Origin of the sequence: Streptomyces sediminimaris, assembly GCF_047049295.1 — a bacterium.
Lineage (GTDB): Bacteria > Actinomycetota > Actinomycetes > Streptomycetales > Streptomycetaceae > Streptomyces > Streptomyces sediminimaris.
This window is the reverse complement of record NZ_JBJWOT010000001.1, coordinates 4,119,299-4,138,758: the sequence shown is the minus strand read 5'-3', so window position 1 is coordinate 4,138,758 and position 19,460 is coordinate 4,119,299. Positions and strand designations below refer to the sequence as shown.

Sequence of the window (19,460 nt, the reverse complement as noted above, 5' to 3'; positions counted from 1 at the left end):
CTCATTTGTTCTGGTGTGCGGATGCGGTTCGCGGCGTCACCCTGTCAGGAGCAGGCAGCGGTCCCAGGGGGCAGTGATCGCCATGTTGACGGGGTCGGTGAGACGGACCAGGTGGATGCCTGCCGTGCCGTCCATCAGGCCGGTGCCGTCCGGTAGTCCGTGGTGGTCCAGGTGCTTGTTGAGCCGGACGTTCAGGCGGCGTAGATGCGACGCGAGTTCGTCGTCGAGGGCGTCGGCGGCGGCACGGGAGACGGTCTGTATGAGCCCCGCCCAACCGTGGCAGAGGGAGGCGTCGGTGAGCTGGGCGAGCTGCTGGTCGTCGGCCAGACATCCGGCCAGGGCCTGCTCGGCTTGCCGTTGCCGGTCACGGTCGCCGAGGGCGAGGCCGGCGAGTTGCTGGGCGCGGGCGATGCCGGGGGTGCCGTAGCACCAGGACGGGCGTCTCGGTCCTGGGCGCTGGAGTTCGCCGCGTCGGTGTTCGGCTCGGGTGATCAGGTCCGGCCACCAGGCGTGCGAGCCGGTGCCGTTGCGCCACCGGTCGAGCCAGTCGCAGATTCGGGTGATGGCTTGCGTCTGTTCGGGCACTGTGTGGCCGTGTCGCAGAGCCGTGGCCAGCAGCGCCAGCGGTCCGGTGATGCCGTGGGCGAGGCCGAAGTTGCCGTGTCCGCCGGGCCATCGCGGCGTCGGTCGCAGATCGGGGCTGTCTCCCGTCCACCAGCCGGGCAGACGTTGCGCTTCGATGGTGATCGGTTCCGTCAACCGCGCCAAGTAGACGAGGACGTCCCGAAGTTCCGTCTTGTGGCCGCGGTGCAGGTGGTACACGCCCAGCCCGGTCAGTCCGCTGATGAGGTCGTACTCGCCCAGGGTGGGCAACGCGCCATGATCGATGCGGGCGTGTGCCCGCTTGAGTCGTTGGCGTGTGACGTCGGCGAGGTGTGTGTCCAGGGTCGCCAGGGCGCGCGTGGCGGTGTTCGTGTGCGTGAAGCTGAGGACGTACGCGACGGCCGGGGCGCCCTCGTACAGACCGCATGCTTCGGCGGCGGCCTGGATCGGGCCCTTGAGCATGGCGGCGGCCCACGGCCGGAGCGCGTCCCGGTCCTCTTCGCCGGTGTGGGCCCTGACGGCGTGCAGCAGCGCGACTCCCGCCGCGCCGGAGTACAGCGACTGCCCCCAGCCGGGCCCGGTGGGTGTGGGCGGCGCGTCGTAGTTCATCAGCGGCTCTCCCCCGGCCGGGCGGCCCATGCGACGGCGGACTGACGGGCAAGGCGGCGGCAGATCCTCTCGTCCTCCCGGTCCAGGCCACGCAAGCGGTTGTGGTGCATGTGCAGCAAGGATTCCAGGACAGAGTCGAGGTCCATGCTCTCGGCGAGGCTCTCGCGATACAGCGCCAGGGCCACGACGCGACGGTGCCACGCTTGGGCGAGCTCTTCGCCCCAGCTTCGGGCACGAGGCGTAGTGCGGCGAACGAGTTCGATGGCCTGGTCGCTGACGCCTCGCTCGACGCGAGCCGGAGGCGCGGGCCGGTTCGCCAGCCACCGCATGCCCTCGTCGGGGCCGAGCAAGCCGCAGGCGATGTCCACCATGCCGACCGCGGCCAGCGCGCGTCCGTCGACGCCGTCGACTCCGGGGCCCTGCAGGGCGGCGAGGGCGTAGGCCGAGTCGGCCGTGAACACCGCCTCGGCACAGCGCAGGGCGGCGCCTGGGCCGTAGCGGCCGATCTCCGGGGTGTACGTGTCGAACACGAGCCTGCTGCTGAGCCCCTCGCGGCGCAGCACGGTGGCCCATCCGGCGACGAGCTCAGTGCAGGCGGCGTATTGTCCGGGGCTGCGGGTGCGGATGCGCAAGCGGAGGTGGTCGAGGTCGTGCGGGGTGCGGTAGCGGACGAACCACCACTCGGGCGTACCTGGGAGTTGGGTCACGAGCCTCGCGAGGTGGGTGCCGATCAGCTCATCGAGCTGATCGGGGTGGCTGTAGATCTTGGCGTTCAGCCACGGTGCCTGTACCGCCCCCGGTAGGGGCCCGAGGGTGCTGTTGGTGAGCACGGGAAGGAAGCCGGAGAGCGGGTCGGGCATCGGTCGGCGGGTGCTGGTCATCGGTAGGGCGATCTCGTGGACGTGGCCGCCGATCCAGCCGTAGGTCTCCTCGGCCGGCGCCTCTGTCAGCACGGCATGGCCTTCCCGGTCCAGGTGGGCGCGTAGGACGGTGGCGTGGGCGGGCACGTCGAGTTGGAGCCGACGTGTCCGGTCGTCCTCCCGCAGCTCGACGGCACCGTGGCAGTGCCACCGCTTCCGCCACCGGCCGAGGGCGTCAGTCCACTCCCGCATGTCCGCGCCGCGGCTTGGAAGGTCGTCGGCGGTCAGGTTCCAGCGACTGGGAGAGAGGATCACGCGCCCGTAGCGGACGCGCGGCAGGAACGGCAGCCGTGCGCCGTGCGGCCCCCAGTCGAAGCTGGTCCAGGCAGGGCCGAAGGAGCGGGTCAGGTGCGCCAGGAACCTGGCCAGGGGCGGGGGTTGCTTGTCCAGGGCCATGGCGTGGAAGACCTGCGGGTCCACCAGGCGACGGCGGGAGATGCTGACCAGGTACAGCCGGGTGTGCGTGGCCGTGACCGCGAGGTCGTCGACGTCGATGACCGTCGGCGCGGTGTTGTCGTCGGGGCTGCGGTGCTCGCCCAACGGGACCACGTGTGGAAGATAAGCGGGGATGCGGGCGACGTTCTCTGTCTGCGGGTACAGGGGCGGGAAGGAGAGCTGCACGGTCAACGCGTTCTCGACGCCCGTGGGAACTTGGCGGTAGACCTCGTCGAGTCCCGTGCCGGTGGCGACCGGAGTGAACCGGGAGGTGAGCGTTCCCGCGGCGCGCGCCGGTGTCACCGTGAGCGTGAAGTCCCCGTCCTCCAGGGCGGACAGGCTGTCGGCGTGCAGGCGCGCGCACATCTCCACGTGGGACGGTGCCTCCTGCCCGGTCGGCGCATCGCCGGCCAGGCGGTCGATCAGGTCGTCGGTGAGGACGATCTCCCTGCTGCCGCCGACCAGCGCCTGCCAGGCCAGGGCCAGCAGCCGCTCGTCCCGCTCGGAGACTGTCAGGGGCGGAGCGGTCATGCGGCTGCCGGGATACTCGGCTGGATAGCCGAGCCCGGACGCCGGGTCGACGACCTCCTTCACCGGCACGAGCGTGCCGGTGCCATACCGCTCCCAGAACGCGACCTGGTACTCCTTCCACACGCCCTGGCCCGCCGGTCGGCGCGTGAGCCGCAGTAGAGCATCGGCAGCCCTCTCCATCTCCTGCGCGACCCTCTCGGGGATCCGTACCTCGGCATCCAGCCGCAGGTCGACGGCCAAGGGACTTCGACCCGCGTCGGAGAGCCCACGCAGTCGACCCGTGAGTTCCTCCCGAGCCAGCCCCTGCGCGCTCGCAGGGCGCCGATTTTGCTCGTGTACGGCGCGTTGCACCGCTTCCAGCTCGAGCAAAACCTGCGCGACCTGCGGCACCGTGCCCGCGTCCGCGCCGTGCAGCCGCTCGATCAGGTGGGACAGCGGATCGGTGTCGGTCATCGGCGCGCGCAAACTGGTGATCAGGAACTTCTCACGCACCAGCGCGCCGAGCAGTGTGCGGATGCTCGGCGGCTCGGTTGAAGGGAAGGAGGCCGCCAACTGCTCGGCGAGGGCGGCGAAGCGGACCGGCCGACGTGCCAGGTCCTCGATCACGCGGACCGCGCTAGTGCGCCGGACGGTGGCACCCATCGGTCCGCCGTGCGGGACGTGCAGGCGTCCGCCGCGGCGCACCGCCAGGTTGTTCAGAACGACATCCAGGCGTTCCAGCAGGGCCGGGCACACCTCCAGGCGGACGATGACGTCGTCCAGCCACTCGGTATCCACCCGCGCCACGGCCTGATGTGCATCTCCCCACCTCACGTGTGGCGTCGAACCCACGCTGGCCGCGGTGACTCCCGCGAAGAGGCCGAACGGGGTCGGCCGCCCGGTGGCGCGCACCAAGTAGCGGACAGTGGCCATGGCGGCGCGCCGGACCTGCTTGGAGCGTGTCGGCTGCCCGGCGTAGATCGCGTCGACCCGCGTGGCGAGATCGCCGCTCGCCTGCCGGACTGCGTCGGCGAACCGCGCATCGGCCCACACCTGCCTCAGCCACCTGCCGCACGCCTCCGTGTCGGACGGGTCAGGCCACCATGTCGGCAGACCCGTCAGCGGCATCGCGGCGGCCCGGAGCAGCGCCGCGCCCGTGTGCTGGTAGAGCTTTCCGTCGCTTCCCATCCCCATGCCTCCGCCATCAGTGCTGTGAACGAGCGGGGTCGGGGGCGGCTGCGCCCCCGACCCCGTGCGCGAGCCCCGTCAGACGGCGCTGGCGCAGGACGAGGCGCAGGAGGCCGCGCACCCGTCACCGGTGCCGCACGCCTTGGGGAGCAGGTCGGCGCCGATCTCCGTGACGATGGTCAGGTCGACGTCGAACGGGTCGGCGGGTGCCCCAGGGGCGGCCGTCGCAGCGGACGCCCCGGTTGTGGCCGTCGTGATCGGGCTGAGCATGGTTGCGGTCATCGCACTTCCTCTTCTGTCTGAAGGATCCGAACGGTTCGTCGTGCTGCCCGGCTTTCGTGTGGATTGCCGCGAGCCGGGTTTCTGCGTTCGCACCTTGGGTGCGGCCCCTCTCCGGTTGATCGGATTCCGTGGGGGACATGGATTCGGAGCATCCGGAGAGGGGGGTCGAGGACACGGGCCGGGCTACCGGGACTGGCCCGCGTAGAGCGTCGTCAAGGTTGTGCCGGTCACCAGGACGGGCAGGAACAGCACCTGGAAGGTGCCGAAGCCGAACCGACCGACGTACGTAGCCGGATGCCGCAGCACCCATCCGACCTGGCCGAGCATCTGCAGGAGCGACCGTTGCCGCATCCGGGCCATCACGCCGCCGACCGCCGTGCGACCGTGGCGCCTGCGGCATCGACGACCGCCCACGGGGTCGTGATCAGAGCTCCGGTGCGAGCCTGCCAGGCAGCGAGGTTCGCCCTGTCCTCCTCCAGATGCCCCAGCATCACGAGCAGAGGGGTGACGATCCCGGCCGCCTTCCCCTGCTCGACCGCGGCCAAACCGTTGTGCCAGCCCTCGCACAGGGCGCGGCTCTCGAACGGTGCCGCCCGGTCGACGAACGTCTCGACCGCCTCCCAGCCGGCATCGGCCACGTACCGCCGTGCGCTGGCCACACTGTGGTCGGCGGCCTCACCGAGTGACGCGGGCAGACAGGCGTACAACACCAGGCGCGTGCCCGGGGGCACCTCGTGTGGTGCGGTCTGCCTCGCACTGCCGCTCATTCCGCGTTACCTCCAGCCAGGTGAGCCGAGCCGCCAAGGACCGGCGCCTCGACGAAGAGCCTCGCCGGGGGCAGTCGGCGGCGGTACGCCGTCAGCACGCCGTTCGTCCGCCGTCCGGCGGCGCGCGAAGAGGCGGAGGCGCGGCGTACCGCCGCGGCTCACGCGTGGCGAGGCTGATCGGTCCAGTGCCAAGCGGAAACGAGAAGCGGCGATGGACGCGGTGGACGAAGAGCGCCTCTGCAGGCGGACGCCAGTACGGCGTCATTGGGTGAAGCTGGCCGATTGCACCGAGCCTTCGGGCCTCGCGCGCAGACACGTACGAGAGTTCCTCGATGGACGTGCCGCGCCGGAGCGGGTCGACGACGCCGTTCTGATCGCCTCGGAGCTCGTGGGCAACGCGCTCAGGCACACAGCCGGCGGACCGGACTGCATGTGTGTGGAGGTCTACCGCGACATGGCGGTACTACGAGTCCATGACGCGGGACGGGACGTCTCCAGGGTCCGGGCGCGCTCTGCGGAGGAGTCGGTGGATGAGTTGACGGACAGTGGTCTCGGACTGCTACTCGTCGGGGAGTTGGCCTCCGAGTGGTCCGTCCGGCCGACCGCGATCGGCAAGGAAGTGGTCGTGGTTCTCGCCTTGAGCGCCAGCGGGCTACGCGAGCGTGACGTTCCTCAGCACATCCCAGCGGTACGTCCGCCCCTCACGGCGGAGCTCCACCAACTGGACGGCGGACACGGAGAGTTCGACAGCCGGTAGAGCGCGAAGCCCTGAGACCGTCTCCACAACGGGCGCGGCGGGGCGCCGACGGTTGTTGTACGCGAGGCTCAGGTGCGGCCGGAAGGCGGACGTCGGCTTCTTCGGGGCCAGACCGACGCTGCTCCCCGCCTTGGCCAGCGCATGGTGCAGCAGAAGCAGGGGTTCCCAGGGGCCGAGGGACAGGCGGACGGCGCCTCGGGAGCCGGCCAGCGGTATGGCGCGTACGGAGAACGCGGAGGGCAGCAGCGCCTCGGCGTCCCGCGCCAGGCTGTCCAGCTGGCCTGGGGCGACGACGTCCGGCGTACCGACTCGGGCGAGGGTGATGTGCAATCCGTCCGCCGGCACCGGGTCGAGGCCGAGGGGCGCCAGCTCCTCCTGGCAGTGTCCAGCGAGAGCCGCGAGCCGCTGATCATCCGGGAAGGTCAGCATCCAGTAGTACGCCCGGCTGCCGTCCGACCAGCCGGGGCGTGCCCAGTGGTCGGTCATCTCGTCGAGTGCGCTGAACGCCGCCCAGTCGTGGGCAGCTGTGACCGCCGGATCGTGCGTGTCGGCGGGGGGCTCGGCGGGGAACGCGGCGGGATCGGCGCTGAGCAGGGGCACCCGACGTACTCCTTCGGCTTCACACTGCCCCGGAGTACGACGACACCGACGGCGCCTACGACGCGGATGACGCCATGGCCAGGGCCGCTGGCTGAGAGCTCCAGGTCCGGAACTCGTCGCCATAATCGCGTACCGCCGGATGATCACGCCACGGCCCGGCCTGCTCATGCAGGTCACGCGAGCGTTGGTAGACGGAGCTGATCGGTGTGTCTCCGCACAGCCGCAGGGCCTCACGGCCCAGCGCCATCGCGTGGTCGATGTCGGGCGTGCGCTGCTGCAGCAGCGCGGTGGCCACGTCGAGGCGTACGAGCGAACGGCTCCAGGAGGAGGTCGAGTGCTCCACCAGGTCGTCGATGTGCTCGGCGTCGCGCAGTACCTGGGCCGTGTTGCGCAGCGCCACGTGTGACGTGACGGCGTTGGCCAGCGTCCTGGCCCGTCCGTACGGCTCGAAGGAGATGCAGGACGTCAGCCCGACGGGTACCTCGTGGAGGTCGGAGAGGCGGAGTGCCTGCCCGATGGCCTGCTCGACGGCACGCCGGTCGCCGGTCTTACCGAGGGCCCGGGCCCGGCCGTTGGCGAGCAGGCGGATGGACTGGGCGTGGCGCGGGGCTCGATCGACGGCCGCGGCGGCGCAGGCATCCGCCTCGTCGTACCTGCCGGCGTAGTAGAGGCCGAAGGAGAGGGTGCCGCACGCCCAGAGGTCGGTGTCCAGGTCGCCGATCTCACGGCTGAGATCCCGGGCCTCGGTGCAGTACGCCTCCGAGAGCGCGAAGTCGCCAGTGTTCACCGCCATGTAGCCGAGCAGGCCGGACGCACGGGCGGCGAGGCGGAATAGCTCCCGGCGCGTGCGCGGGGGCTGGCGGCCGTCGAGGAGGGTGTGGGCGAGCTGCCGTACGCGGCGGGCCTGGGGACGGAGGACGTACGGCCCGTCCTGTTCGTACCGGCTGGCGATGCCCTCCAACGAGGAGTCGAGAAAGGCAAGCGTCGCGTCGTCGGCGTTACTGGCCGTGAGCTGCCGGGTCCGGGTGACGATGTCCAGTGGGTTCTCGTCGCCCTCGCGCGGCGGAGGCGCACTCGTCGCCTGCTGGCCCGTGCTCGACTCCCCGTCGCGGTCGCGCGCGGAGTCGCCGTCATCCGCCGTGGAGAACAGCTCGGACACGGGTCTGCCCAGCATGTGCTCCAGAACCCGGCAGGCGTCAGGACGGGGCAGAGTCAACAACTCCCCGCCGTACCAGCGGTCGAACTGACGTGGAGAGACCTGAAGGGACGCCAGGCGGGGGTCTCGGTCGAGCTCTGCCAGCCGGGCGGCGGCCCGCTCGTACTGGGCGGCGAAAGCCTCGTGCGTCGTCAGGTGCCGTTGCTGGAGCAGCTGCCGAAGCAGCGTTGTCCGAGGCATGGCCCACCCTCCTGATACGGCATGCAGGACCGACACGAAGGCGCGTGCTGGTAGCGAGGTCGTGGCCTGCTCGCCCATCGGTCGGCTGCGGCGCACGCCCGTACCAACGCGCGCCGCGGCTCCTGACAGCATGCCGACGCAACCACCAACTAGGCAATATGTCTGGTGAAGTTGACCCGTATGGGTTGTAGAGGTGTCGCCGGTACGGAGAGACTTCCGGCATGGCCTTGAAGAGAAGCCTGGTCCCGCAGTCGGTGTACCGGCGACAGCTCGCGGCACGGCTGAAGGAACTGCGTGACGCGACCGGGCTCACCCTCACCGAGGTCGCCGATCAACTGGAGGTCAACCAGGGGTCGCTGAGCCGGATCGAGAACGGCGAACGCGGTACGACGCCGGTCCTCGTCCGGGCACTGCTGGACCTGTACGGCGTCGTCGACGACGACCGGCGCGCTGACGTGCTCGACCTCGTGCGAGCGGACAAGGAACAGCAGAAGCCCTGGTGGCGGAAGTACTCGACGGTACTCACCCCGACGCGCTACGACGGGTACCTCGCGCTGGAGGCCGGCGCGACGCACCTCGCCAGCTACCAGCCGATGCTCGTGCCGGGGCTGCTCCAGACCGAGGACTACGCGCGTGCCGTGATCTCCCAGATGAGGAAGGACCTGTCCCCGCCGCAGGTCGAGTCCCTGGTCAGGGTCCGCATGGAGCGGCAGAACAGCCGCCTGGGCGGTGAGGCCCCTGCCAGGCTCTGGGCGATCCTCGACGAAGCCGTGCTGCGCAGGACGGTCGGCTCCACCGAAGTGATGCGCGACCAAATGCGGAAGCTGGTGGAGGCGAGCGAGCGGTCGAACGTCACCGTGCAGGTGCTGCCGTTCTCGCTCGGCGCGCATCCCGGGCTGTACGGCCCGTTCGTCATCCTGACGTTCCCGCACCCCACGCCGAACCTGGTGTGGCTGGAGAACCCCAAGAACTCCGTGTATCTCGAGTCCCCGGAGGACGTGGACAACTACACGGAAATCTTTGATCAGTTGAGGGACAGCGCCCTCGACCCATCGGAGACCCGCACCCGCATCACACGCATCAGCAAGGAGCTCGAAGAGTGAGCACGCCCAGCATGGCCGCCCCGCACGACGTCGACCTCGCACGCGCGCACTGGCGGAAGAGCTCGTACAGCGGGGGTGCGAACGACTGCTTGGAAGTTGCCGAACTGGGCGAACGCGCCGCAGTGCGCGACTCCAAGGACATCAGCCGTGGACCGCTGCTCTTTCCGAAGGCGGCGATGCGCGCGCTGGTTGGCGGAATTGCCAGCGGGGCAATCGGTCCGCTTCGGGGCTGAGTAGAGAGCCGTGGGCCCCGCCTGCCGACCGCATCCCAGCTCAACCAACACTATCGGACGATCCCCGGCCGTCCATGAGCTGCTGGATCGCAGCCAGGATCCCTTCCACAGCACCGGGTTCGGCTGCCAGGGCGGTCAGAGGGACCGACGGCCAGCCCTTGTATCCCTTCTCCCGCTGCACCTCCAGCTTCTTGTGCAGCTCGGGAACGGCCGGCAGAGACTCCGCGAACGCCGCCGTCACGTCGAAGCCGAGGTGATGGGTGATCGATCCGAAGCTGAAGGCGAGCTCCTCCTTGGCGGGGCTGTCGTACAGGGACAGCGTCCAGAGCGGCACCTGGCGGCCAGCGATCGGGTAGGAGACGGACATGCTCGGGTACGTGGCCGTACCGCCCTCCAGCCGTCCCCTGGCTGCCGCGTGATCGAGTAGTGCGGTCGCGATCCGCCTCGGTTCCGGGGCGAGCCGAGCCTGGATCACCGCGTCCATGTCGTCCCGTGTGGTTCGCTGCGTGGTGCGCCGGCCGGACGGGGACTTCGCTGCCGTGGCGACCTCCCCGTGGATGCGCGGGACGAGGACGCGAAGGTCCCCGTCGCCTCGGTACTGAGTCAGCTCGACCGCGTACACGTCGGTCTGCCGCATCTGCCGGTTCAGGAACTCGACGATCGCCCTCAGCTCCAGCGGGATCCGGTCCGCGACGAACAGCAGCCGCATCTGCCCTGCGGCCAGCCGTTCCTCGACTATCGACCAGAACTCGTCCGGGGAGCGGTCGCCGAGCAGTTCCCCGTACGCCTCTTCCAGCGATCGGCCGTCCGCGAGGCAGGTCTCCTCGAAGGAGCGCTGAAGCAGTACTCCGGGCCAGTAACGTGCGCCGTTCGCCGCGTAGTCCAGCATCTGGCCTACAACCTCGCGCCGGATCCGGGTGTCGCTCGCCCGCTTGACCTCCACCAGCGTCGGCACCCCGTCGGCGTCGACGAAGAGATGGTCCAGCCAGTACGCCGGACTGCTCTCCGCACTCGTCGAAACACCCATCTCCCGCGCCACCAGCACCAGCCGCAACGGCTGGCCATCAGCCAGAGAGCCGAAGTCCAGCACCCGGGGGTGCCGCGCGAGGAGCTCCTGGAACTCAGCCTCGGTCTCGAATGCGGCCGGCTCCAGAGCCTGCAGATCGCTCCCCAGAACGAATACCGACTGATCAGTCACTTGCTACCCCACCCCTGTGATCCCGAGACCGTGGTCAGCGATCGTTTGCCCGTCTATTGATACCGCGACAGGGCCATGCCAAGGGGGCTCGATCTCGTCATGTCCCCCTGACGCGCGCCCTGTTGAGTGTCAGTGGACCTTCCTATCGTGGAGGAATGGCTAACGGGGTGTGGCACACCGGATATGGCATAGAGATCAATCTGTCGTTACCCGATCTCGGGCATCCGGGCCGTCCGGAGCTGCTCGGCGAGATCACCGCGCGAGTCACCGACCGCGACCCGCAATTGCTCGAATGCCTGGCGCACCACGAGGGGCGGGAGTGCCAGTCAGAGACGGGCGGGAAGTCTCCGTGGATGTTCATCCGCCGCGGCCGGGTAGGCGGCCGAAGGCCCCTGGTTGCCTCTCACCTGCCGGTCACACACAAGCCGACCCCGGCGGAGAGCGCTCAGCACAAGGCCACGAAGGAGCGCGTCGTCGAGACCGCTGCGCGGTACGGACTCGACTCCGAGGCCGAGGTTCCCTTAGCCGACCGGCGGAGTGTCACGGACGCCGTCGTCACCGGTCCCAGTGGCATACGGATCGGCTGGGAGATCCAGTACCACCACATCAGCCCCAGCAGCGTGCACCGCCGCTCGGTCAACGCCGTGGAGAACGGCATCACACCCCTCTGGGTCGCGAAGGACCGGACGGCTTCCTTGATCGACCGAGCGCCGTGGGCACGCGTGGATGACATGCCGTGGAAGGACATCGCCGACGGCAAGGAGATGGTGATCCGTGGCGGGTACCGCCACCTGCAAGTCTGGAAGTGCGTACCGAGCAGCGACCGCCACTGCCTCGTCAGCGAGGGCGCCGGTCACTGTGGTGCGATTCACGCCGACTGGTTCGTGCCCGCGCTGTGCGTGCCCGAGAAGAAGCCGGTCTACATCGAAGACCTGGTCTTGCAGAGCGCCACGGGGGAGAGCGTCCCGGTCTACGTGCCCAGCCGCGGCAACGGCCGGGCTGGTCTGCACATGTGGGTGCCGGCGGACGAGCGCATGCAGTGGGAGGAGATCGTCGGTGAACGGACGCCTCTTCCCACGGCCTCGGGCAAAGAGGACGACGACGTGATCACCTTCGCCGAGCAAGAGATCGACCGCACCTGCAGGGCAGGAGAAGAGAGCTGGTTCGTCAGCGACGCCCGGCCCCTCCGCGACCTCGGCCAGCCGACTGGCGGTTTCACCCTTCCCCGCATGCCTGTCCAGGGCTCCCGTGATCCGATGCGGATCACGCCAGTCGAACGGGCCGCCGCCTCCGCCGCGCTGGGATGCCCGATGTGGGAGCTGGGGCCGTGCGCCGGGTGCGGCCAGCTGATGCGCAGGTACGGGCGGTACGCGGCGATGTACTGCCGCGTGTGCCGCTCGGTCCTCAACGGCCGCCAGAGACTTTGACGGCTGGGCGGGCTGGTCGGCAGCAGTCGCGTCGTCCGGAGCGACATAGCTCGGTGCGCGATGAGCGCTACTTATAGGCCCAGCGGGAGCGGTGCTGCCGGACGTACTCAAGGCGGATTCGGTGCTGAGCATGAACCGCCAGTGGGCCGAGATCATTACCTGTGGCCGAGTCAATGATGCGGAGTTCATCCGTGAGGAAGCGGGCACCCATGTCGAAGCGGACGTGACAATTCGGGCAAAGGCAGAGCACGTTTTCGACTCTGTCGGGACCGTTGTGGGGCGCTCCAAGCGCCTGTATGTGCGCGGCTTCGCTGTACGCGAAGAGCGGCGTTGGCAGTTCGATCATCGTTCCGCAGAACTGGCAGGTGTTGTTGTACCACGCCTTGACCTGGCGTGTGACCCGGGAATCTCGGTATTGGGCCTGCACTACTGCAGTTCTCCGCTGGACAGGTGTATCGGGGAAGTCCGGGTCGGAGCTCTCTGCGTGCCACGAAGGCTCCACGTGAACGCCAGCCGAGCCCGCGTCGGTCGGCACGGCCACGCTGGTCTTGGCAAGGGGGTCTTCAAGCAGGGTGCTGTCCGCATGGGCGAGGTCGGCAACATCGCGAAGGGAGCGCCACACCAGGGACCAAGCGGCGTCGATCATGCTCGGCTCGATGACGGGTGACATCTCGGCGGCGGCGAGTGCCGCTGCCACTCGAAGGGTGTGCTCCCCCACCCGGATCGTGAAGGCGGCGTCCCTTGGGGATGGGCTGTCTAGCAGTGTCGAGTCCTCAAGAGCTCTGACCTCGCCCCACCTCTCTGCTGCGGCTCGCCCCAACTTCACTTCCCGTTGGCTTCCGATCGACCATGCATACGCGTCGACCAGCTCGGGAGTGGGGCCGGTCTGCGCAGGGCGACCGTGGCGGGCGAGACCGCGGACCTTGAACGGGAGGAAGCGGGAGTAGAAGGCGTCATCCCCTGGTGCGTACGGGCGCTGCTTCCATCCCACATCCGAGATTCCCCAGAGGACTCCCACCATGGGCGGTATACGGTCCAGCTCCCGCTGGGCAGGAGTCCGCTTCTTCACGCCGGCCCTCAAGAAGTTGCTGCCGTCCCACGCCTGACGCAACGCGTGATTGAGCTCGCTCTGGAGCCGCTGCTTACCGCCCGAGGTCCATTGGAAGGGAGAACTTTCAAGCAATGTACTCCGCGGGGCGGAAGTGTGCCGGCAGGGGTATCGGCGCGCTGATTCCACCGCGCTGAAGAGGTGGGCCACGCTGTTGACTGGGTCGCGCCCCGCCAGCGACGTGAAGGAGTCCCGCACGCGCAGTGCACGCACCACGCTCTGCGCCATCCCGTCGGACGGGTGCCAGCTGTCTCCGACAAACGCAGTCCACACCAGGGCGGGACGCACCCCCGGTAGGTACGAGCGAACCTTTACGGTCGGCGCGATTGCGGTTGACCACACCGAGATGGTTGCTGCGTACATCTCTTCGGCGTGGAGGTCGTCGGATGGGCTCAGCTGACGTGCGAACTCCCCGATGGGGCCGTGCAGGATGACTTTGTCAGCGGACACCGGCTCTCCTCTGTGACTACGTCTGCGCGGCCTCGCTGGCGGCCGACTCCGCAACATGATCTCGTGCGGACGGTGCGCCGATCATGGGAACTGCAACCAAAACTGCAACCACGGAACGACGAAGGCTCCGACCGTGATCCGGTCGGAGCCTTCGTTTGCCCAGGTGGGCGGCTGCGGAGGATACGAGATTCGAACTCGTGAGGGGTTGCCCCCAACACGCTTTCCAACTGTGCGTGTGATCGTCCGGAGGTGTTCGCGAGAGTCCAAACGCAAGGTCAGAGACGTGGCGCGTACGCGAGCGAACGTCGGCGGTCATCGGCGCACTGGACAAAGACCCGGACAACGAGCGCCACCAACCCACCAGGTCAGCACGTCCCTGCACACGGGAACTACCCCGAGGTGTCAGTACCTGCTACTACCCTGACGTTGACTGACTTCAGGGGGAGGGACAGTGTCAACTGTTCGTGCGAGTCGCAAGATCGAGAGGGCGGGCGTCAATGCTCTGCGTGCACTTCTTGAGGAGCACGAGCACATCGTTCAGGAGATCGACGGGGGAAACGATCACGGCGAGGACATGATCGTCAACTTCACGCGTGGCGGTAAGAGGACGCCGTACTGGGTCGCCATCCAGGTGAAGAGTGGCAAGAAGTACAAGCGGGTGAACGGATATGCGATTCCCGTCGAGGATCACTTCGACGATTGGAGACAGAGTCGTATTCCAATTCTCGGTGTTGTATACGACATGAAGAAGCGGGAACTGTTCTGGGTTAACCTCACGGACCGGTTGAAGTCCGTAACAGAAAGTCCAGGATGGGTTCAAGTGGGGAACTGTTCCCCGCTCAACTCGGAGACGATCGAGGAATTCTATACAGAAGTCGCTACCTATGCTGGCGACGCAAGAATGCGTATCCGTGCCGCAACCGAAGAAGAAGCTCTCAGTGAGGCAGTTCGTGCCAGGCAAGGCCTGGACCCCTTGACTGCCCCCAACCCCTTATTCGAGGGCATTGCAGACGTTGCGCTGAAGTATGAGGAACGCCTCAAGGCTATCCGTAGGAACCTCGTCGCGGCTCTGCCGATGATGATCCTTATAACTCTTATGCTGTGGGTTTGGCCTTATCAAATCCGCTTCGTTGAGGGGTCGTCTGACATGCCTGCATGGCTGTGGGTTTCCAACCTATACCTGTTCATGTTCATCATGGCCCTAGTCATGTTTTTTGAATTTAGGGCAGGTAGATTCCCTATTGAGACCGGAAAGTGGCTGTGGCTGATTGCCGGAAACTTCTTCTGGCTGCCGGTAATAGACTCCGACGGTGACCGTGGGTGGTGGGGGACGTTTTGGATTATTGCTGGAGTATTGGTCCCCTCCTTCGGCTTGAAGTTGCTGATTGTGTCGTTTGTTCGCTTTGCGATGGACCGCATCAGGAAGAGACGCGGAGTGGAATTGGCTTAGCTAGGAGGGCCTGAAGTCGAGGGGCTGACCTAAGCTTCCCTGATGTTCCTGAAATGGCGCACGGTGTTGGAGTTTTGCGGGCGTGCTTCCTGCAAGTAACGAATGGAGGAGTCATGTATTTCTACGGTCATCTGGTGCTGTCCCTTGCTCGACTGAATGGCGAAGGGAGGGCAGACCTTCTGGGGTCCTGCTTCCCTGTTGGCCCGAAGCACCTAGCCACTGCTCTTCATGTGGTATCTCCAAATGACAACGGCCTCATGGCCTCATTTCCTGCAATCTCCAATATTGCCGAATACCAGGACACTTCCGTGCCTGGTTGGCAGGCCGCTCCCGTTAAGATCGCGGCAGTTGACGCCATCAGGGACATCTGCATTTTGGAAGCCCCTTCGGACTGGACCTTTCAACTCCAGCACGCCGTTTCAGGTACAGACTTCATTAATATGGGTGCCGACGTGCATATTTACGGATATCCCCACATGGATTTTGGGAGGAGGGTGATGACTCTGCAGAGATCGCATATTGGGGCAAAGGTCCTAATCGAGAATCAGGGCGTTAAGGTCAAGCACGTGGTAATTAATACGCAGCTCAGGCCCGGGCAGTCGGGCGGTCCCGTGTTTGATGCAGCAACGGGTTCCCTTTGTGCGATGGTGACGGGCGCTTATGCACCCGACATTCAGGGGTCGGTGATAATTTCTGGAGTCGACCCCGTTACTCTCCATCAAACCGGCCACGCGGTGAGCGCGGAGTACCTGAAGGAGATGATTCCGTGACCGACATGAACGATCTGATGGTTGACGATGTCGATTACTGGCTCGATTGCCTTCCTCGGTACCAGCTTTCAAGCGTGCAAATTATGCTTGAGTCCGGCAAGTCGTTCGAGGAAGTTGCAGCGGCCTGGATGAGTGGGAGCGTGGCAGGCACGACAGCACCCTTTTCGTCGGGGCTTGGTCCTAAAATCTTCTTCGAGCACTTCATGGACCAGATGCATGACCTGCTGTGCACTGGCAACAGATATGAAGAAGAGCGTGCGGGAATTATGGCTGGCTTCAAGCCGAAGCAAACTGGTCTTGCGGCCACAATTTCTGCGGCCATCGCGCCACATCTGGGCGCTGCCCCCGCCATTATCGCTCCCGCTACAGCCTTGATCCTGTGCGCAGTATCCAAAATGGGCTTGGGTGCCTGGTGTGCTATGCAGACCCAGCGCCGTTCGAACTCACCTGACGGTACCCCGACTCAGCAACCCGGGCCCCTCCCCGAACCTCCGCCAGGCACTGACGAGCAGTCATGAGACTGCGTGCACTTAGCCGGCCACCCGAAAGTAGTCGCATCGGCGTGGGAAGCTGGAGTCGAAGCGAGGTCACCGGAAGCGCAGGCAACACGAAGGGGAGGCCACGTGCCGCAGGGCAGTCCGCGAGGTACGTACCTGGAGGTCTCGGAATCCCTCCGCGAGAAGATCAGGGACGGCGAGATCACTGAAGCGCTGCCGTCTCAGTCGGCACTCGTGAGCGAGTATGGCGTGAGCCGCAGCACCATCGAGCGAGCGCTTGCCGCGCTCAAGGCCGATGGTGTGATCGAGTCGGTACAGGGCGCCGGATGGTTCGTTGCCGGGACCGGTGACCGCCGGCCGTTGGTCGAGCGGGTGACCGACCTGTTGCGCGGCGGGGAGATGAAGGTGGGCGATCGCTTTCCCACCGAGAAGGAACTGTGCGAGCGGTTCGGCGCGTCCCGGACCGCCGTGCGGTCCGCCATCGCGCAGATGGAAGGGCGTGGGTTGATCGGCAAGGGGGCAGGGAGAGGGCGGGAAGTCCTCACCCTGCCGACCGGACGGGAGACGCAGACGGCATGACGACGACGGAACGCACGGAGTTCGACGCGGACGCGGCAGAGGCCATCCTGCGCCGGGCATGCGCGGTCGCCGACCTGGAGCCGGACGGCATCGAGATCCTTCGGCTAGGCGACCATGCTGTGTTTCGTGTCGACAGCGGCCGGATCATTTCGCGGGTGGGGCGGGGAGCCGACCGGCTTGCCTCGGTACGGCGAGAAGTAGCCGTGGCCCGGTGGCTCGCTGACCAGGGGTACCCGGCCGCTCGTCTCGTCACGGACGCCGAACAGCCGATCGTGATCGAAGACCACCCGGTCACCTTCTGGGAAGGGCTCGCAGACGGCGACACGTACGCGAGTACGGCGGAAATGGGCGTGCTGCTGCGGCGGCTCCATGAACTGGGGCCGCCGCCTTTTTCGCTGCCGCGACTCCAGCCGTTCGAAAAGGTCGCGAGCCGCTTGGAGCGTGCCTCCATTCCGGCGAGTACCCGATCATTCCTGCATTCGATGGCGAGGGATTTGGAGGTCGAGTATGGGCGCCTCGAATTCTCACTTCCCTCGGGACATCTGCACGGTGACTTCAACGTGGGTAACGTCCTGCACGATGCGTCTGGCCATCCGCGCGTAATTGACCTGGACGGGTTTGCTACAGGCCCCCGCGAGTGGGATCTGATGCAAACAGCCATGTATTACGACAGCTTTGGATGGCATACGGAAGCGGAGTATACGGATTTCGTGGCGGGCTACGGTTTCGACGTGCGCGAATGGGCCGGATACGTGGTGCTCCGGAGCGTGCGAGAACTGTTGATGGTCACGTGGCTCTCGCAGAACGCGGGCGCGAACCCTCGGGCCGCTGACGAGGTCGAGAAGCGCGTGGCAACTCTCCGGTCGGGAGGATCACGCCGAGATTGGGCGCCCTTCTAAGGCGTCAAGCCGCATTGCTGCCACAGGCGGTAGGTCCGCGCTTCTTCCATGAAGATACGGAATTCCACAGCGCCTCGCATCGCAGGGGAAACGCGTTCGCGGAATTCTCGCACGTACTGGACGCAGCGCGCCGACTTCAAACCCTCGCCGAGTTGTAGGGCAGTCTTGGCGATTTCGCAGCCGTGCCCAATTTCGCCTTGGTTGATATACGCTTCGGCCTGCACCATCGTCGCGAAGAAGTCGCTTCGATTGTTCAGGCCGTCGCCGAAGATCGATCCCGCGCCCCGTTCTGCCGCTTCTGCGGACCGGCCCAAATCTCGGAAGCAGTGGCCGATCTCGGCTGCAAGTTCCACTTCATCGAAATACGCGATGTACGGCGGATCGCTGTCCGGGGTCCGCTGACTGAGCTTGCGCTCTGCCTCTACCAAAGCGAGGTCGCATCCTCGTTCGTCGCCGAGGCGGGCCAGGGCCCGCGCCTCCATCGCGCGGAACTGCGCGGACATCGTGGGGCCCAGCACGCCGGCCGGGCCCGTGTAGGCCGCCCGAGCAAGGGTGGCCGCGTCGTGGTAGCGCCCGAGGAACGTGGCCTGGTGACTCATCGCGGAAAGGATGCTGCCGCCAAGAAGCCGGTCCCCTGCCGCTTGCGTCATACGCAGCGCCTGAATGAAGTACCGCTGAGCGATGCCGTGAAGACCGCTGTCGTACGACATCCACCCGGCGAGCAAGAGCGCTTCTGCCACGGCCGAGTAGAGCTGTTTGCCCACGTCGTCGGAGTACTTGCCGTCCAGCATCGGCCGTACGTCCGTGTGCAGGTACTGGATCAGCGCGCGTCGGGCGTGGCCGCCGCCGAACTTGCCATCGAGCATGCTGAACGCGTCGGCAGTGGAACGGATCATCTCCACGTCCACCGCGCCGATCGCGCGGTTGCCCGCGCGCGCCAGCTCCCCGTCCGGCGGGGCGACGATCCAGCGCAGGGACGCCGCGTTCCAGGCGGCCGAGTCCGGCTGCGCCCTGACCAGTACCTCAGCCTCAGCAAGGTCGGCACGCCAGAGGTCCGCGACGGTCTTGGCTGTCGCCTCGGGCCTGTCTGCGAACTCAAGTCCGAGGTCAGGCTGTACGGAAGACACGGCCGCGTCACCCATGCCGATGTCGTCCAGGGTGAGCCGGCGCCCTACCTTCTGGCCGATGGCATCCGCGATGAACTGCGGCATGCCGCCGCGCGGGATTGCCCCCTTGAGCCACCGCGAGACGTACGTGTGATCGCAGGTGATGTCTTCACCTGACCGAGCGGCAGCGGCGACCACCGCGCGAGCAAGGGACTTGTGTGAGAAGTCGCCTTCCTGCATGAGCGCGGCCAGTCTGGCGTTCCGGTCTGCCATGGGACCCCCAGAGTGCGGCCGTAGTACCAGCTTGACTCATCGTCACTCTACGCAGGTCAGGCCGGGTGTGCAGAGGGTTCGCACCTAGGAGTGCACGAGTGCACCCCCAAGTACTCGCTCCCGAACCGCTCGCCAGATGGCGACAGTTGAATTACCACCGCACGGGACAGGTCGGCGGGACCGAGTCGAAAGCCACGGGTTGACGACGCGGAATCCTTCTGCCAACGTGAGTGGTAGGTAATACACACCACGCATTGCAGGGTGTGTGGCACCGAAGCACGACCAATGGGGGCCACGTCC

At 66.9% G+C, this 19,460-nt stretch carries 19 protein-coding genes; 9 read left to right on the top strand and 10 right to left on the bottom strand.

The genetic code is table 11. The annotated features are described in order from the left end of the window. Window positions 1-36 precede the first annotated feature (36 nt). From ACJ9NR_RS19135 to ACJ9NR_RS19115, 5 genes are all read right to left on the bottom strand, one after another. Entirely contained in the window at window positions 37-1,212 is a 1,176-nt protein-coding gene (locus ACJ9NR_RS19135) for a lanthionine synthetase C family protein (RefSeq protein WP_412488782.1), read from the bottom strand. Beyond that, window positions 1,212-4,265, bottom strand: a complete 3,054-nt coding sequence (locus ACJ9NR_RS19130; RefSeq protein WP_412488781.1) for a lantibiotic dehydratase — start codon at window positions 4,263-4,265, stop codon at window positions 1,212-1,214. The genes ACJ9NR_RS19135 and ACJ9NR_RS19130 overlap by 1 nt, the downstream gene beginning before the upstream one ends. Window positions 4,266-4,343: 78 nt before the next feature. After that, window positions 4,344-4,547, bottom strand: coding sequence for an FxLD family lanthipeptide (fxlA, locus tag ACJ9NR_RS19125; RefSeq protein ID WP_412488780.1), 204 nt, complete (start codon window positions 4,545-4,547; stop codon window positions 4,344-4,346). A 183-nt stretch (window positions 4,548-4,730) separates the two neighbouring features. After that, window positions 4,731-4,898 (bottom strand): hypothetical protein, encoded by a 168-nt coding sequence (locus ACJ9NR_RS19120; protein WP_358598333.1) that lies wholly within the window; start codon window positions 4,896-4,898, stop codon window positions 4,731-4,733. Window positions 4,899-4,906: 8 nt separating this feature from the next. Continuing rightward, window positions 4,907-5,314, bottom strand: coding sequence for a hypothetical protein (locus tag ACJ9NR_RS19115; RefSeq protein WP_412488779.1), 408 nt, complete (start codon window positions 5,312-5,314; stop codon window positions 4,907-4,909). Window positions 5,315-5,525: 211 nt separating this feature from the next. On the opposite strand from ACJ9NR_RS19115, the gene ACJ9NR_RS19110 reads away from it, so the two are divergent. Further along, entirely contained in the window at window positions 5,526-6,071 is a 546-nt protein-coding gene (locus tag ACJ9NR_RS19110; protein ID WP_412488778.1) for an ATP-binding protein, read from the top strand. Here the strand turns inward: ACJ9NR_RS19110 and ACJ9NR_RS19105 are convergent. Both ACJ9NR_RS19105 and ACJ9NR_RS19100 read right to left on the bottom strand, forming a co-directional pair. Next, entirely contained in the window at window positions 5,967-6,671 is a 705-nt protein-coding gene (locus tag ACJ9NR_RS19105) for a 2'-5' RNA ligase family protein (protein WP_412488777.1), read from the bottom strand. The genes ACJ9NR_RS19110 and ACJ9NR_RS19105 overlap by 105 nt on opposite strands. A 55-nt stretch (window positions 6,672-6,726) precedes the next feature. Then, complete coding sequence (locus tag ACJ9NR_RS19100) at window positions 6,727-8,067, bottom strand: NsdA family TPR-like regulatory protein (RefSeq protein ID WP_412488776.1); 1,341 nt, start codon at window positions 8,065-8,067, stop codon at window positions 6,727-6,729. Between the two features lie 221 nt (window positions 8,068-8,288). On the opposite strand from ACJ9NR_RS19100, the gene ACJ9NR_RS19095 reads away from it, so the two are divergent. Beyond that, window positions 8,289-9,170 (top strand): helix-turn-helix domain-containing protein, encoded by an 882-nt coding sequence (locus tag ACJ9NR_RS19095; protein WP_412488775.1) that lies wholly within the window; start codon window positions 8,289-8,291, stop codon window positions 9,168-9,170. Continuing rightward, complete coding sequence (locus ACJ9NR_RS19090; protein WP_412488774.1) at window positions 9,167-9,403, top strand: DUF397 domain-containing protein; 237 nt, start codon at window positions 9,167-9,169, stop codon at window positions 9,401-9,403. Before ACJ9NR_RS19095 ends, ACJ9NR_RS19090 begins: the two co-directional genes overlap by 4 nt. 40 nt (window positions 9,404-9,443) lie before the next feature. On the opposite strand, the gene ACJ9NR_RS19085 is transcribed toward ACJ9NR_RS19090, so the two are convergent. After that, window positions 9,444-10,601: a hypothetical protein gene (locus ACJ9NR_RS19085; RefSeq protein WP_412488773.1), complete on the bottom strand. Its 1,158-nt coding sequence runs from the start codon at window positions 10,599-10,601 to the stop codon at window positions 9,444-9,446. A 167-nt stretch (window positions 10,602-10,768) separates the two neighbouring features. Here ACJ9NR_RS19085 and ACJ9NR_RS19080 point away from each other — a divergent pair, with 167 nt between their 5' ends. After that, window positions 10,769-12,028 carry a competence protein CoiA family protein gene (locus ACJ9NR_RS19080; protein ID WP_412512700.1) on the top strand — a complete coding sequence of 420 codons (1,260 nt, stop codon included), beginning with the start codon at window positions 10,769-10,771 and terminating at the stop codon, window positions 12,026-12,028. Between the two features lie 67 nt (window positions 12,029-12,095). Here ACJ9NR_RS19080 and ACJ9NR_RS19075 read toward each other — a convergent pair whose 3' ends face one another. Then, window positions 12,096-13,586, bottom strand: a complete 1,491-nt coding sequence (locus ACJ9NR_RS19075; RefSeq protein WP_412488771.1) for an HNH endonuclease — start codon at window positions 13,584-13,586, stop codon at window positions 12,096-12,098. 451 nt (window positions 13,587-14,037) lie between these two features. Here ACJ9NR_RS19075 and ACJ9NR_RS19070 point away from each other — a divergent pair, with 451 nt between their 5' ends. From ACJ9NR_RS19070 to ACJ9NR_RS19050, 5 genes are all read left to right on the top strand, one after another. Beyond that, entirely contained in the window at window positions 14,038-15,036 is a 999-nt protein-coding gene (locus ACJ9NR_RS19070) for a DUF4365 domain-containing protein (RefSeq protein ID WP_412488770.1), read from the top strand. 113 nt (window positions 15,037-15,149) lie between these two features. Continuing rightward, window positions 15,150-15,806 carry a S1 family peptidase gene (locus ACJ9NR_RS19065; protein ID WP_412488769.1) on the top strand — a complete coding sequence of 219 codons (657 nt, stop codon included), beginning with the start codon at window positions 15,150-15,152 and terminating at the stop codon, window positions 15,804-15,806. Continuing rightward, the gene (locus tag ACJ9NR_RS19060; RefSeq protein ID WP_412488768.1) at window positions 15,803-16,324 is read left to right on the top strand and encodes a hypothetical protein; all 522 of its coding nucleotides are present in this window, start codon (window positions 15,803-15,805) and stop codon (window positions 16,322-16,324) included. The genes ACJ9NR_RS19065 and ACJ9NR_RS19060 overlap by 4 nt, the downstream gene beginning before the upstream one ends. A 105-nt stretch (window positions 16,325-16,429) precedes the next feature. Next, window positions 16,430-16,882 carry a GntR family transcriptional regulator gene (locus ACJ9NR_RS19055; protein ID WP_412488767.1) on the top strand — a complete coding sequence of 151 codons (453 nt, stop codon included), beginning with the start codon at window positions 16,430-16,432 and terminating at the stop codon, window positions 16,880-16,882. Next, window positions 16,879-17,781 (top strand): phosphotransferase enzyme family protein, encoded by a 903-nt coding sequence (locus ACJ9NR_RS19050; RefSeq protein WP_412488766.1) that lies wholly within the window; start codon window positions 16,879-16,881, stop codon window positions 17,779-17,781. The genes ACJ9NR_RS19055 and ACJ9NR_RS19050 overlap by 4 nt, the downstream gene beginning before the upstream one ends. Here the strand turns inward: ACJ9NR_RS19050 and ACJ9NR_RS19045 are convergent. Continuing rightward, on the bottom strand, window positions 17,778-19,160 hold the full coding sequence (locus ACJ9NR_RS19045; protein WP_412488765.1) for an NsdA family TPR-like regulatory protein: 1,383 nt from the start codon (window positions 19,158-19,160) through the stop codon (window positions 17,778-17,780). The two genes, ACJ9NR_RS19050 and ACJ9NR_RS19045, sit on opposite strands and share 4 nt — an antisense overlap. Between the last annotated feature and the right edge of the window lie 300 nt (window positions 19,161-19,460).

Excerpts from the sequence above, each read along its gene's own strand:
- ACJ9NR_RS19135 (WP_412488782.1), bottom strand. The coding sequence starts at position 1,212 with ATGAACTACGACGCGCCGCCCACACCCACCGGGCCCGGCTGGGGGCAG.
- ACJ9NR_RS19130 (WP_412488781.1), bottom strand. The coding sequence starts at position 4,265 with ATGGGAAGCGACGGAAAGCTCTACCAGCACACGGGCGCGGCGCTGCTC.
- fxlA (WP_412488780.1), bottom strand. The coding sequence starts at position 4,547 with ATGACCGCAACCATGCTCAGCCCGATCACGACGGCCACAACCGGGGCG.
- ACJ9NR_RS19120 (WP_358598333.1), bottom strand. The coding sequence starts at position 4,898 with ATGCGGCAACGGTCGCTCCTGCAGATGCTCGGCCAGGTCGGATGGGTG.
- ACJ9NR_RS19115 (WP_412488779.1), bottom strand. The coding sequence starts at position 5,314 with ATGAGCGGCAGTGCGAGGCAGACCGCACCACACGAGGTGCCCCCGGGC.
- ACJ9NR_RS19110 (WP_412488778.1), top strand. The coding sequence starts at position 5,526 with ATGGACGCGGTGGACGAAGAGCGCCTCTGCAGGCGGACGCCAGTACGG.
- ACJ9NR_RS19100 (WP_412488776.1), bottom strand. The coding sequence starts at position 8,067 with ATGCCTCGGACAACGCTGCTTCGGCAGCTGCTCCAGCAACGGCACCTG.
- ACJ9NR_RS19095 (WP_412488775.1), top strand. The coding sequence starts at position 8,289 with ATGGCCTTGAAGAGAAGCCTGGTCCCGCAGTCGGTGTACCGGCGACAG.
- ACJ9NR_RS19065 (WP_412488769.1), top strand. The coding sequence starts at position 15,150 with ATGTATTTCTACGGTCATCTGGTGCTGTCCCTTGCTCGACTGAATGGC.
- ACJ9NR_RS19050 (WP_412488766.1), top strand. The coding sequence starts at position 16,879 with ATGACGACGACGGAACGCACGGAGTTCGACGCGGACGCGGCAGAGGCC.
- ACJ9NR_RS19045 (WP_412488765.1), bottom strand. The coding sequence starts at position 19,160 with ATGGCAGACCGGAACGCCAGACTGGCCGCGCTCATGCAGGAAGGCGAC.